Consider the following 12,356-nt stretch of genomic DNA (forward strand, 5'->3'; position numbering starts at 1 on the left):
GCCCCCGCAGAACCAGACCCAGACCCAGTCGCACGCCTGGAGCGGCTGGCAGGTGCGCACCCCGATCCTGATCAAGTTCACCTCGCTGGCCACCCACCGCCGACAATCGCGCCGTCGTCACCGGATCCTCCTCCGGGATCGGTGTCGCCCTCGCCGAAGAGCTTGCCTCCCGGGGCTACTCGCTGATCCTCGTCGCCCGGCGCGGCGACCTGCTGGCCGAGCTGGCGCAGCGGCTGACCGAGCGGTACGGCATCATCGCCGAGGTGCGCGCGGTGGATCTGTCCAACCGCGAACAGCGCGCCCCGCTGGCCGAGGAACTGGCCTCGCGCGATATCGCGATCCTGTGCAACAACGCCGGCGTGGCCACCTTCGGGCCGCTGGCCAAGCTGAACCTCGACTACGAGCGCGACATCATGGAATTGAATGCCGTTGCGGTGCACGACCTCACGCTGGCCGTGCTGCCCGGCATGCTGGAGCGTCGCGCGGGCGGCATCCTGATCACCGGCTCCGCCGCGGGCAATATGCCGATTCCGCACAACACCACCTATTCCGCGAGCAAGGCGTTCGTCAACACCTTCTCCGAGTCGCTGCGCGGGGAGCTCAAGGGCACCGGCGTGCACGTCACGCTGCTGGCCCCCGGCCCGGTGCGCACCGACAACCCGGATCAGGAGGAGATGGGCAGCAAGATCCCGGAGTTCATCTGGGTCACCGCCGCCCACACCGCCAAGATCACCGTCGACGCGCTCGCCCGCAACAAGATGCGGGTGGTTCCGGGCCTGATCAGCAAGGGTATGAGCCTGGCCGGGCAGTTCGGGCCGCGCTCGCTCACCTCGGTGGTCGCCGGGGCCGCCTACAAGAAACTGGGCGAGTGACCGCCTCACCGGTCAAGATCGCGTAAGGATCGCCGAGGCCCTCGTCAAGGCCGCGTAGCCGGAGGTGTACCTACTACCGGTACGGGCGTACTCCTGGGGATGGCCCCGCGGAACAGAGAGCGGGGACACCCACAGGAGACACCTTGACGCTGCTCGAGATCTTTCCGTCGCTGCGTGACGGGGGCATGGTGCCCCGCCTCGATCCGGCCATCTGGCCGAGCGAGACCCATTACGACGGCGATGGCCGCATCACGGTCGGCGGTGTCGCACTGGCCGATATCGCCGATCGGTACGGCACCCCGACCTACGTCCTCGACGAGGACGAGGTGCGCGGGCGCTGCCGGGCGTACCGCAAGCGCTTCCCCGACGCCGAGATCATCTACGCGGGCAAGGCGCTGCTCACCCGGGCGGTGGCCGAATGGATCACCGACGAGGGTCTCTCACTGGACGTGTGCTCGGCCGGGGAACTGGCGGTGGCGCTGGCGTCCTGGACCGATCCGGCGCGAATCGTCCTGCACGGCAACGGCAAACCCTTCGCCGAGCTGGAGACCGCCATCAACTGCGGGGTCGGGCGGATCGTCGTCGACTCGCTGACCGAGATCACGCTGCTCTCCGCGCTGGCCGGGCGGCCGCAGCGGGTGCTGCTGCGCGTCACCCCCGATATCGACGTGCACGGGCATCCGGCCGTCCGCACCGGGGTCACCGACCAGAAGTTCGGCTTCCCGATCGGCGGTCAGGCCGTCCTGGAGGCGGCGGATCGCCTGGTGCGGCAACCCAATCTGGAATTCGCGGGGCTGCACTGCCACATCGGCTCACAGATCTACGACACCTTCCCCTACGGGGAGGCCGTCCGCCGGATGATCGCCGAAATGGCCCGCATCCGTGACGAATTCGGCGTCACCCTGACCGAACTCGACCTCGGCGGCGGGCACGCGGTCGCCTACCGCAGCGGCGACGCGGAGATGAATCTGGCCGAACTGTCCGACATCATCGAGGACTCGCTCGACGCCGCCTGCGTGCGGCACGGATTCCCGCGGCCGCACATCTCCCTGGAGCCCGGCCGCGCCATCGTCGCCCGCGCGGGCGTCACGCTCTACCGGGTGCTGTCGGTCAAACACGTCGAGAACGGGCACACCTACGTGACCGTCGACGGCGGCATGAGCGACAACCCCCGAGTGGCCCTCTACGGCGCGCACTACGAGGCCGTCGTCGTCAACCGCCACCCCACCGGACCGCACATGACCGCCACCATCGCCGGACGCTACTGCGAGGCGGGCGATATCCTCGCCCGCGACGTCCGGCTGCCCGCGGACCTGCGCCCCGGCGAGGTGCTCGCCATGCCCTGCACCGGGGCCTACCACCACAGCCTCGCGTCCTCCTACAACGGCGTCGGCCGCCCGCCCATCGTCGCCGTGCGCGACGGCGACTGCCGCGAACTCGTCCGCCGCGAGACCATCGACGACCTCATGTGCCGCGACATCGGGCACTGAGCCGGGGTCACCGTTTCCGGGTGCCGAAGATGCTGCGGCTGATCTCGCGCCCGGCGACGGTGGCGGCCGAGCGGAGCAGGTTCTTGAAGGCCGGGTTGTTGACGATCTTCTCCGCCATCGACTCCGGTTCCGGCGCGGGCCGCGACCGCGAGGACTTGGCGGGCGGCTCGTCCTCGGCCTGCTGCTGGGCCGCGGCCAGCTTCTCGGCCAGGATCTCGTAGGCGGAATCATTGTCGATGGTGGTGCCGTACTTGCCGAACAGCGCGGATTGCTGCGCGCGGGAACGGATCTGGTCATCGCCGATGGTGTCCATGAGCGAACGCGGCGGCTGCATGCGCGCCCACGCGACCGGTGTGGGCGCGCCCTTCTCCGACAGCACCGTCACCACGGCCTCGCCGATGCCCAGCGAGGTGAGCGCCTTCTCGAGATCGTAGGTGGCCGTCTTGGGATAGGTGCGCACCGTCTTCGACAGCGCCGCTTGATCTTCCGGCGTGAACGCGCGCAACGCGTGCTGCACGCGCGCGCCCAGCTGCGAGAGCACCGAGTTGGGGATGTCGGTGGGCAGCTGGGTGCAGAAGAACACGCCGACACCCTTGGAACGGATCAGTTTGACCGTCTGCTCCACCTGGTTCAGGAACGCCTTGGAGGCGCCGTTGAACAGCAGGTGCGCCTCGTCGAAGATGAACACCAGCTTGGGTTTGTCCATATCGCCGACCTCGGGCAGGGTCTGGAACAGGTCCGCCAGCACCCACATCAGGAAGGTCGAGAACATCTGTGGTCGCGCGGCCTGCGCGCCCAGCTCGAACAGCGTGATCACGCCCATGCCGCCCGCGGTGCGCATGAGATCGGCCGGATCCAGTTCCGGCTCACCGAAGAAGGTGTCGCCGCCGTCGGCCTCCAGATTCACCAGGGCGCGCAGGATCACGCCCGCGGTCTGCGCGGAGACGCCGCCGATGCCCTTGAGATCCTCCTTGCCCTCCGGGCTGGTGAGGAATTGGATGACCGCGCGCAGGTCCTTGAGATCCAGCAGCGGAAAACCGCTCTTGTCCGACCAGTGGAAGATCAGGCCCAGGGTGGATTCCTGAGTTTCGTTGAGCCCCAGCGCCTTACTGAGCAGGATCGGGCCGAACGAGGTGATGGTGGCGCGAATCGGGACGCCGATGCCGTCGGTGCCCAGGGACACGAATTCGCACGGGAACCCCTGCGGTTTCCAGTCCGGGTCGCCGGTCTCGCGGGCGCGGGCGAGCAGCTTGTCGTTCTCCTGGCCCGGCTGCGCCAGACCCGACAGGTCACCCTTCACGTCGGCGACCACCACCGGCACGCCCGCCGCCGAGAGCTGTTCGGCGATGCCCTGCACGGTCTTGGTCTTACCGGTACCGGTGGCGCCCGCGATCAAGCCGTGGCGGTTCATGGTCTTCATCGGAATGCGTACGCGCGCATCGGGATGCACGGTGCCGCCGGTGATGACGGTGCCCAGTTCCAGGGCCAGGCCCTCCATGGCGTAACCGGCGGCGATCTCCTGCGCGGCCGCCTCGTCCTTGTCCGCGGGCGCTTTGCTGGCTGCGCTCGAATCGGCTTTGGCGGCAGCATTTTTCGCAGTCTCGGCTTGCTGCTCGGCGGCGGCTTCCTCGGCCGCCTCCTTTTCCGCGGCCTCGGCCGCCGCGGCCGCTTCGGCCGCGATCCGCGCCGCCTCCTCCGCTGCCTTCCGTGCCGCCGCTGCCTTCTCCTGCGGGGTGGTCATCGCGCATTCCTCCTGCGAACTATTGCTCCGGGAAAACTGCCCAACCAAACATGCCGACCGCTCGTTACGTGTGGATCCGATGTGAACGATACTGCCGGAGAGTAGATTTATCGAAGATTGGCCGACGGGGGGCGCGACACATGAGTCCTTCGAACACCGCCGACATACTCCTGACCAATGACGACGGTCATTCCTCCATCGGCTTCTACCCAGTGCTCCACGAACTCTCGCGTCGGTACACGGTGTGCGCGGTCGCCCCGAGAACGCAGCAGAGTCTGGTCGGGAAATCCATCAGCGCGCACAATCACCTCGAGGTCGAAGAGCGGCTGCTGGAGAACATTCCCATTCACACCGTCGGCGGCACGCCCGCCGATTGCGTCCAACTCGGGCTCTACCACCTGCTCGAACGCAAGCCCGCGATGGTGGTCTCCGGCATCAACCTGGGCGTCAACCTCGGGCACGGCTACATCCTCGGTTCGGGAACCATCGGGGCGGCCATGGAGGCGGCCATCGACGGGGTGCGCGCGGTCGCGGTGTCGATGCCGATTCCCCCGGAACCCGGGCCACCCATCGACCTGTTCGACCGAAACAATTTCCCCCTGTACGAAAACGCCGCCGCGATCACCGCCAAACTGGTGACCATCCTGCTGAATACCGATCTCTGCAATGGATTCGACCTGTTGTCGGTCAACATTCCCTTCGACGCGACACTCGGCACCGAATTCGAGGTCACCACTCCCTACCGGGCCTCCTACGGCCGATTGTTCGACCGGACCGAGGGCCTGTTCCGAATCAATCTCCCGCCGGCCCGATTCGAAAGCACCGTGCCCGGCACCGACGCGCACGCCTTGGCGGCGGGCCGCATCTCCATCACCCCGTTGAGTCTGGAGTTGCTGGTGCCGAAGGACACCATGCACACCCTCGATCGGCAATTGCGAAACCATTGGTAGCCCAGGGTCGAACACAGCGGCCGAACGGCTACGCTGACCCCGGTGAGCGACAAATACGTGGTGTGGATGGACTGCGAGATGACCGGCCTACAGCTGGACAGCGACAAGCTGATCGAGGTGGCCGCGCTCGTCACCGACAGTGACCTCAATATTCTCGGCGAGGGCGTGGACATCGTGATCCACGCCGACGACGCCGCCCTGGCCGCCATGCCGCCGGTGGTCACCGAGATGCACGCCCGCTCCGGGCTCACCGAAGAGGTTCGTCGCTCCGTGGTGACGGTCGAGGAAGCCGAACAGCAGATCCTCGACTACATCAAGCAGTACGTGCCCACCCCGCGCACGGTCCCGCTGGCCGGCAACTCCATCGCCACCGACCGCGGCTTCATCGCCCGCGACATGCCGACCCTGGACAACCACCTGCACTACCGCATGATCGACGTCAGCTCCATCAAGGAACTGGCCCGCCGCTGGTACCCCCGCATCTACTTCGGCCAGCCGGAGAAGGGCCTCGCCCACCGCGCCCTAGCCGACATCCAGGAATCCATCCGCGAACTCCAGTACTACCGCCGCACCGCCTTCGTCGCCCCACCCGGCCCCTCCACCGCCGAGATCGCCGCCGTAGCCGCCGACCTCTCCACCCCCGCACCGCCCCCGCCCAACGCGGGCTAAACCCCACCTGAACAGCCGATTAGGTACTCGTCACGACCGCACGCTAATATCTACCGCGCCGGAAAGTTACGGCAATGGTGGCTGTAGTTCAGCTGGTAGAGCACCAGGTTGTGATCCTGGGTGTCGCGGGTTCGAGTCCCGTCAGCCACCCCGACACGAGGCCCCGATCCATCCGGATCGGGGCCTCGTCGCATTTCTGGACCCGCTACGCGGAAACGCCCGCGCGGTGCAGACCTTCCGCCTAGCCCGCGGTCCGCGCAATCTGACCGAGGCGCTCGCTCTGTTTCGCGTCTGGGCATCGGCGGCATGTGAGTGCGTTCGCCCAGCATGCGCAGTTACAGCCTCACAATCGGTTCGAGAAGCATGATCGGGATCACACGGGGATGCGCGAGACGCTGAAAGAACTCATAGCCTGGATAGGCCGTCAAACACTTGGGCCACAGCGCATCTCGCTCCGCGCTCGTCGCGATCCGAGCACGGACCCTACGTGTCTCGGGACCGATCTGGATGGTGGTCTCCGGATGGGCCAACAGATTGTGGAACCACGCCGGGTTGGTCGGTTGTCCGGCCTTCGAGGCCACGACCGCGATGAAATCGCTGTCCTCGTAATACATCACCGGCGACGTCCGACGAACTCCGGACCGCGCACCGACATGGTCGAGCAGCAGAATCCGGGCATTCGGCCACCCCGGGAGGTGACCGCCGAACCGACCACCGAAGCGGCGATACAACGCGACATGAAGCCTCGTCGAACGTCGACCGAGATAGATCCCGCGACTGTTGGCGAACCGCGAACCCAACTCCACCAACCGCCCCAGCAAAGACGGGACCGTCCGCACTGCCGTTCCCGCTTTGTCGATATTCGCCATCATGCCCCCATCCGTAGCTACTACAGCCGATAGTAGAACCCTTCCGGTTCGCACGAAAGCCGAACGGCCACAAGAGTGCCCATGCTGGGTTCAGCAATGCAGGACGTTCAGACGGCCTCAAACCGACACCGCCACTTGATCTTCCGCCCCGAGACGTTGACCGGTTCAGTCAGCGCGCCATGCGACCGCTCGGGCTACCTGATCAGCCCGAGCGGCCGAGTTGGCTTCAGTTCATGTGCTTGTCGAACCATTCGATCATCTGCTCGGGGTGTTCGGAGAAGTAGTTGTAGCCGTCCCAGCGTCGCGTGCTGCCTTCGATCCAGAACAGCTTCTTCTCCGCGACGGGGACCGCGTCGAAGATCGCCTGCACGTCGGAGGACTTGGTCAGCGCGTCGTCGCGGACCTGCATCATGAACGTGGGGATCTGGCAGCTCTTGGCGTCCTCGATCGGCGATACCTCATCGATGGTGAAGCTGAGGTTCAGCTGCACTTCCCGGTCGACGACGTCGAACTGGTCCTCGAGTCCCATCATCTCGAGATTGCGTTCGACCATGGCGCGCAGCGAGATCGGCTGGATAGCGACCAGCGCGTGGATGTCGGCGAACAGTTCCGGGTGCCGGTTCATCGCGACGAAGGTGGCGTTGGCGCCCATACAGCGGCTGAGCAGGCCCACCTTCATGGCGGCGGTGTCGGGGCGGGACTTGACGTAGCGCAGCGAGCCCACCACGTCACGCGATTCGTACTGGCCCCAGGTGAAGATGAAGCCGTTGGCGTCACCGCTCTGGCCGTGGTTACGGGCGTCGTAGGTCAGCACGTTGTACCCGGCCTCGTGCAGGTGCTGGTATTCCCGCATGTAGTTGACCTCGATGGTGTTGCCGGGGACGAACCCCCAGCGGGGCAGGTGCGAGGGGAAACCGTAGCGGTTCATCGGCATCGGGTGGTTGGCGATGATCAGCTTGTCCGAGCCCGGAGCGGGGATCCACCACGCCCCGAGCGGGGTACCGTCCGCGGACGGAAACGTGATGTCCTCATATGCCATCCCGTATTCATCGGGCCTGTGAAGAATCGGTGCACGGACCGGGCTGCTCAAACCCTTGGCCAGCTGCACGAGCTGCTGCGAGATATCGGCCATGACAGTTTCCTTTCCCAATTTCGGGCACGGGGTGAGACCATCCGACATTTCCTGCATGCAATCGAGAATCGAGCGCTCAACCAGAAAGTAGGCGGGAATGTGTCCGGGAAAAAGGCACTGATGAGAAGTGTACTGACAGGGCACCCCTGCACCGGATCGAGCGCCTTAGCCTGGACACTGTGGACCATGCCGCCGAGATCCGCGAATTCCTGACCTCCCGCCGCGCCGCCATCACCCCCCGGCAGGCAGGACTACCCACCCACGGCACCCGCCGGGTACCAGGGCTGCGCCGCGCCGAGGTCGCCCAGCTCGCCGGGATCAGCGTCGAGTACTACGCGAAACTCGAACGCGGCAACCTGGCCGGAGTCTCAGCCCAGGTCCTCGACGCCCTCGCACGGGCGCTGCGGCTGGAGGAGGACGACCGCGCCCACCTCGACGACCTCGCCCGCGCCGCCGGTCCAGCACCCCGCCGCCGACGCCGCCCGCCCGCCGCCACGGTGCGACCCAACGTGCAACGGCTGCTGGACTCCATGACCTGCCCAGCGCTGATCGTGAACGGCTGCGGTGACGTGCTGGCCGCCAACGCGCTCGGCCGCGCCTTGTACGCCCCCATGTTCGAAGTAGCCCGGGTCGCCGCTCCCAACCACGGCCGGTTCCTGTTCCTCGATCCCCGCTCCCACCAATTCTGGGGTGATTGGGATGGTGCCGCCGACGCTGTCGTCGCCCTGCTGCACGCCCAAGCCGGCCGCGACCCCTACAACAAGGACCTCACCGACCTCATCGGCGAATTATCCACCCGCAGTGACGAATTCCGTATCCGCTGGGCTCGCCATGACGTCCTGCGCCACCACCAGGGCACCAAACCCATCCACCACCCCCTCGTCGGCACCCTCCACCTCACCTACGAATCCCTCGACCTGCCCACCGACGACCTCATCCTCACCGTCTACAACACCGAACCAGGCAGCGACTCCGAAGACTCCCTCCACCTGCTGGCCAGCTGGGCCACCGAGCACAACCCCTCCACCAACCACGCGCCTCGAGCATGACCCGCCAATCGTGTAGGAAGGCGAGCCAGAAGCGAAGATACGAGTCGGCGATGCGGTCTAGATCTCGGTGGTCGCGGCGAGTAGGCGGTGGGCTAGGGCTTGGACGGATTCGGATAGGGCGGCGGGGGATTCGATGATGAAGGGGCGGTTGAGGGTAATGAGGAGGGGTGGGATCCAGTCGAGGCGGTCGGCGTGGAGGCGTACTCGGACCCAGGGGTCATTGTCGGGTTCGCTTACGCTGGAATCGATTTCGTCCAGCGTGACGATCGCTGCGGGTAAGAGGGGCGGATGGTGGGGGCGTTGCCTTGGATGCGGATGGAGACTTCGTGGCGGTAGGGGGTGCTGGCCAGGGCGGTGAGGAGTTCGGTGGCGGGCTCGAATCCCTCAGGGGGAGTGAAGGTTCCGGGGGTGATGGTGGCTGTCGATATGCGGTCCATTCGGAAAGAGCGGGATTCTCCGCTGGCGGAGTCGGTTCCGGTTATGTACCAGCGGTCGTTGTGGGCGACCATGCCGTAGGGGTGGACGGTGCGGGCGGTGCGGCGGCCGTGGCGGTCGGTGTAGGTGATGGCGACTGGGCGGTGGTCGCGGGTGGCTTCGGCGAAGATCAGTAGCACCTCGGTGGTTGGGGGCGGGGTGGAGCGAGATTCGCCGGTGTAGTTCACCTCGTGCAGGAGGGTGTCGAGGCGGGTCGCGAGGGTTTTGGGTAGGACTCGTGCCAGTTTGGCTGCCGCGGTGTCGGCGGCTCGGGCTGATTCAGAGCCTGTGCCCGAGCGGCGGGCGGCGATGAGGCCGAGCATGACGGCGAGGGCCTCGTCGTCGGTGAGCATGAGGGGTGGCAGGCGGTAGCCGGGGGCTAGGCGGTAGCCGCCGTAGCGGCCGCGCACCGAATGGACGGGGATGTCCAGGTCGGCGAGGTGGTCGAGGTAGCGGCGGACCGTGCGCTCGTCGACACCGAGGCGGTCGGCCAGGCGGCCTACCGGGTGGGTGCCGCCGGACTGGAGTAACTCCAGGAGGGCGAGCACTCGGGCGGTGGGGCGGGTCATGGGGAAAGTTTTCCAGGTATACCGGGCGGATTCTGTCCGGTATCGGCTCTAGCGTGACGAACACCGGTGGGATCGACCCGCCGGATCTCACGCCAGGAGCAGTCATGAATCTCGTGTCAATCCGCTTGATCACCGCCGATGTCGACCGTCTGGTCGAGTTCTATGAGCGGGTGACCGGGGTGGACGCGGTTCGCCTGACGCCGGATTTCGCCGAAATCAACACCCCGGCAGGAACATTGGCGATCGGAAGCACTCGCACCGTGGCGCTGTTCGCCGCGGGCAGTGCCCGACCGGCCGACAACCACACCGCCATCATCGAATTCCGGGTCGACGATGTCGATGCCGACTACGCCCGGCTCGAAGGTGCCGTCGACGACTTCGTCAACGAGCCGACGACCATGCCGTGGGGCAATCGATCACTGCTGTTCCGCGATCCGGACGGCAACCTGATCAACTTCTTCGCGCCGGTCACCGCGGCGGCCATCGCGAAGTTCGACGGCTGAAACAATCGCGGTAATTTGCGCGCTCGATTCGCCGCGCGAATTCGATTCGGCCGCTGTCGAGTACACGCAGCGAATTCCAAGGAAATTCACAGCGAAGGACTCGGCCGGGTCATCCAGCGGTAATCCGAAGCCGCACAGTGATTTCTAGTGTTGTGCCTGCACACCGTGCCCCCATAGGATGCCCCTCGATTGTTTCTCGAGGCTCGAAGGGTCAGTGCAGGTTGAATTCGAGAATGGATGGCCGACTTGCGTTTATCGGCCTCGGCCTCGCGGTGCTCATGCTCGGACCGGCCGTCGCGCACGCCGACACCGTGACCGCACTGCCGGACGGCGAGCAAGCGCTCACCACCGCCACCGGTGTCGAGGTGGATCTGACCCGTACCGGTGAGCAGGCCGTGGTGGCACCGTCGCTGGCCGCCAACGGTCTCTCGCGGGCCGCGAGCGTGACGGGGGTCGTGATGGCGAAGGTCGCGCATGCCACCAAGGGCACCTTGGTGACCGGCTATCTGGTCGGCTGTCAGGTCGATCTGAGTGGCGGCCTGTCGCTGAGCGGCGACGCCTACATCTCGCCGAGTTCGATCACTCCGGAGGTCGCGCCCAGCATCAGCCTGGTGCCCGGCGGCGTGAGCACGGTGGTGCTCGATACGAAACAACTCGATCCCGCCGCGGGAACGGTCGGCATCGCCTATTCCGGCCGCGGCATCCAATTGTCGGGCTGTGCCGGATATGCGCAGGCGCGGGCGTTCAGCACCTTGACGGTGATCAATGACCAGGGTTCCACCGAGGTGTCGCTGTACGGCCAGCCGTTCAGCGTCGGATGAGAGAAAACCACATGTGGACTTCGACCGGGCTGGCGATCGCGACCGCCGGCCTCATGACAGGCGTCCTGCTCGCGGCCGGTCCGGCGGGTGCGGACACGCAGGTGCCGCTGCCTGGCGGGAGCGGCGAATTCACCGGGCCGGACGGCGTGGTGGTGCAGCTGACGCGCAGCGGTGAGCAGGCCGATATCTCGGGATCGATGGCGGCGAGCCCGCTTTCGCGCAATGTGCTGGTGTCGGCGGTGGCGTCGGTGACCGTCACCGCGCCGCCCGGCGTCACCGTCACCGGCGGGCGCATCGAGACCGGCTACCTGGTCGGCTGCCAGGTCGACCTGGGCAGCAAGTCGACGGTCGAAGGCAGCGGGAACAGCGCGGGCAACGACAATGCCAAGCCGGGCAACGGCCAAGCACCGGGCGACAACGGCGGCGGCAATGCCGGAGGCGGAGGCGGAGGCGGCTACGGCGGCGGTGGATTGACCGTCGGCACCGGCGATCTCGGCGCGGGCATCTCCCCCACCGGCGTCACCCCGTCCGCCGACCCGTCCATGTCGCTCACGCTCAAGCCCGGCAAGGTCGGCACCAAGGCGATCCAGACCTACACCTTCACCGGCACCTCCGGCGTCACCCAGTACGTCGGCCACGACCTGACCATCGACGGCTGCGCGGGCTACGCCGAAGCGCGCTCGTACACAACGGTTCTGGTGCAGGACAACGTCATGGACGTCACCCAGACGCTCTGGGGTCAGCCCTTCAGTATCGGCTGACCACGCGGCTGACCGTCACGGCGCTTGCACGAACGTCAGCTGCGAGCGCTTGCGCAGCGTGAATCCCAACGTCCCGTACAGGCTGATCGCCGTGGTGTTGTGGGCGACCGCGTGCAGGAACGGAATGTCGCCGCGGTCGCGGATGCCCGCGCCGACCGCGCGGATCAGGCGGGAAGCCAGCCCGCGGCCACGGAATTCGGCATCGGTGCAGACGGCGCTGATCTCGGTCCAGCCCTCCGGGCGCAGGCGCTCGCCCGCCATGGCGATGAGTCGTCCCTCGGAGCGCAGACCGAGGTAGGTTCCCATTTCGATGGTGCGCGGCGCGAACGGCCCCGGCTCGGTGCGGGCGATCAGTTCGAGGATCTCGGGCACGTCCGCCGTGACCGAGGAACTGGCCATCGGCCATTTCTTCAAGCGCCTCACCGCCGTCCAGTACGAGTTCGGCACCACCGATCA

Annotated in this window: 12 protein-coding genes, 1 tRNA gene and 2 pseudogenes; 9 read left to right on the top strand and 6 right to left on the bottom strand. The window is 66.6% G+C overall.

Going from position 1 to position 12,356, the window contains the following annotated elements; all coding sequences use genetic code 11:
- Positions 1-92: 92 nt before the first annotated feature.
- Both cmrA and lysA read left to right on the top strand, forming a co-directional pair.
- Positions 93-872 (top strand): annotated as a pseudogene (gene cmrA, locus ACWELQ_RS21440) (mycolate reductase); the annotation flags it as partial.
- 143 nt (positions 873-1,015) lie between these two features.
- The gene (gene lysA, locus ACWELQ_RS21445) at positions 1,016-2,362 is read left to right on the top strand and encodes a diaminopimelate decarboxylase (protein ID WP_452398815.1); all 1,347 of its coding nucleotides are present in this window, start codon (positions 1,016-1,018) and stop codon (positions 2,360-2,362) included.
- A gap of 7 nt (positions 2,363-2,369) precedes the next feature.
- Here the strand turns inward: lysA and ACWELQ_RS21450 are convergent, their stop codons facing one another.
- The gene (locus ACWELQ_RS21450; protein ID WP_452398816.1) at positions 2,370-4,103 is read right to left on the bottom strand and encodes a helicase HerA-like domain-containing protein; all 1,734 of its coding nucleotides are present in this window, start codon (positions 4,101-4,103) and stop codon (positions 2,370-2,372) included.
- Between the two features lie 140 nt (positions 4,104-4,243).
- Here ACWELQ_RS21450 and surE point away from each other — a divergent pair, with 140 nt between their 5' ends.
- From surE to ACWELQ_RS21465, 3 genes are all read left to right on the top strand, one after another.
- Positions 4,244-5,053 (top strand): 5'/3'-nucleotidase SurE, encoded by an 810-nt coding sequence (surE, locus tag ACWELQ_RS21455; RefSeq protein WP_452398817.1) that lies wholly within the window; start codon positions 4,244-4,246, stop codon positions 5,051-5,053.
- A gap of 42 nt (positions 5,054-5,095) precedes the next feature.
- Positions 5,096-5,722, top strand: a complete 627-nt coding sequence (gene orn / locus ACWELQ_RS21460; protein ID WP_452398818.1) for an oligoribonuclease — start codon at positions 5,096-5,098, stop codon at positions 5,720-5,722.
- A 77-nt stretch (positions 5,723-5,799) separates the two neighbouring features.
- Positions 5,800-5,872 (top strand) — tRNA-His (locus ACWELQ_RS21465).
- Between the two features lie 185 nt (positions 5,873-6,057).
- On the opposite strand, the gene ACWELQ_RS21470 is transcribed toward ACWELQ_RS21465, so the two are convergent.
- Together ACWELQ_RS21470 and ACWELQ_RS21475 are read right to left on the bottom strand one after the other, a co-directional pair.
- The gene (locus tag ACWELQ_RS21470; RefSeq protein WP_452398819.1) at positions 6,058-6,594 is read right to left on the bottom strand and encodes a nitroreductase/quinone reductase family protein; all 537 of its coding nucleotides are present in this window, start codon (positions 6,592-6,594) and stop codon (positions 6,058-6,060) included.
- A 223-nt stretch (positions 6,595-6,817) separates the two neighbouring features.
- Positions 6,818-7,723, bottom strand: a complete 906-nt coding sequence (locus tag ACWELQ_RS21475) for an alpha/beta hydrolase family protein (protein WP_452398820.1) — start codon at positions 7,721-7,723, stop codon at positions 6,818-6,820.
- A gap of 179 nt (positions 7,724-7,902) precedes the next feature.
- On the opposite strand from ACWELQ_RS21475, the gene ACWELQ_RS21480 reads away from it, so the two are divergent.
- On the top strand, positions 7,903-8,772 hold the full coding sequence (locus tag ACWELQ_RS21480) for a helix-turn-helix domain-containing protein (protein WP_452398821.1): 870 nt from the start codon (positions 7,903-7,905) through the stop codon (positions 8,770-8,772).
- A 57-nt stretch (positions 8,773-8,829) separates the two neighbouring features.
- Here the strand turns inward: ACWELQ_RS21480 and ACWELQ_RS21485 are convergent, their stop codons facing one another.
- A complete protein-coding gene (locus tag ACWELQ_RS21485; protein ID WP_452398826.1) occupies positions 8,830-9,039 on the bottom strand; it encodes a hypothetical protein in 210 nt (69 codons plus the stop codon).
- Positions 9,006-9,815, bottom strand: coding sequence for a helix-turn-helix transcriptional regulator (locus ACWELQ_RS21490; protein WP_452398822.1), 810 nt, complete (start codon positions 9,813-9,815; stop codon positions 9,006-9,008). The genes ACWELQ_RS21485 and ACWELQ_RS21490 overlap by 34 nt, the downstream gene beginning before the upstream one ends.
- Positions 9,816-9,919: 104 nt before the next feature.
- Here ACWELQ_RS21490 and ACWELQ_RS21495 point away from each other — a divergent pair, with 104 nt between their 5' ends.
- The 3 genes from ACWELQ_RS21495 (at position 9,920) to ACWELQ_RS21505 (ending at position 11,900) form a co-directional block, all read left to right on the top strand.
- The gene (locus ACWELQ_RS21495; RefSeq protein WP_452398823.1) at positions 9,920-10,318 is read left to right on the top strand and encodes a VOC family protein; all 399 of its coding nucleotides are present in this window, start codon (positions 9,920-9,922) and stop codon (positions 10,316-10,318) included.
- 233 nt (positions 10,319-10,551) lie between these two features.
- Complete coding sequence (locus tag ACWELQ_RS21500) at positions 10,552-11,139, top strand: MspA family porin (protein WP_452398824.1); 588 nt, start codon at positions 10,552-10,554, stop codon at positions 11,137-11,139.
- 11 nt (positions 11,140-11,150) lie between these two features.
- Positions 11,151-11,900, top strand: a complete 750-nt coding sequence (locus tag ACWELQ_RS21505) for an MspA family porin (RefSeq protein WP_452398825.1) — start codon at positions 11,151-11,153, stop codon at positions 11,898-11,900.
- A 15-nt stretch (positions 11,901-11,915) separates the two neighbouring features.
- On the opposite strand, the pseudogene ACWELQ_RS21510 reads toward ACWELQ_RS21505, so the two are convergent.
- Positions 11,916-12,275: pseudogene (locus ACWELQ_RS21510) on the bottom strand (GNAT family N-acetyltransferase); the annotation flags it as partial.
- Positions 12,276-12,356 lie beyond the last annotated feature (81 nt).

Source organism: Nocardia sp. NPDC004722, assembly GCF_053601505.1.

Bases quoted from the DNA above. Each gene is read 5' to 3' on its own strand.
- surE (WP_452398817.1), top strand. From the start codon at position 4,244: ATGAGTCCTTCGAACACCGCCGACATACTCCTGACCAATGACGACGGT.
- ACWELQ_RS21500 (WP_452398824.1), top strand. From the start codon at position 10,552: ATGGATGGCCGACTTGCGTTTATCGGCCTCGGCCTCGCGGTGCTCATG.
- ACWELQ_RS21450 (WP_452398816.1), bottom strand. From the start codon at position 4,103: ATGACCACCCCGCAGGAGAAGGCAGCGGCGGCACGGAAGGCAGCGGAG.
- ACWELQ_RS21495 (WP_452398823.1), top strand. From the start codon at position 9,920: ATGAATCTCGTGTCAATCCGCTTGATCACCGCCGATGTCGACCGTCTG.
- ACWELQ_RS21490 (WP_452398822.1), bottom strand. From the start codon at position 9,815: ATGACCCGCCCCACCGCCCGAGTGCTCGCCCTCCTGGAGTTACTCCAG.
- ACWELQ_RS21475 (WP_452398820.1), bottom strand. From the start codon at position 7,723: ATGGCCGATATCTCGCAGCAGCTCGTGCAGCTGGCCAAGGGTTTGAGC.
- ACWELQ_RS21470 (WP_452398819.1), bottom strand. From the start codon at position 6,594: ATGATGGCGAATATCGACAAAGCGGGAACGGCAGTGCGGACGGTCCCG.
- ACWELQ_RS21505 (WP_452398825.1), top strand. From the start codon at position 11,151: ATGTGGACTTCGACCGGGCTGGCGATCGCGACCGCCGGCCTCATGACA.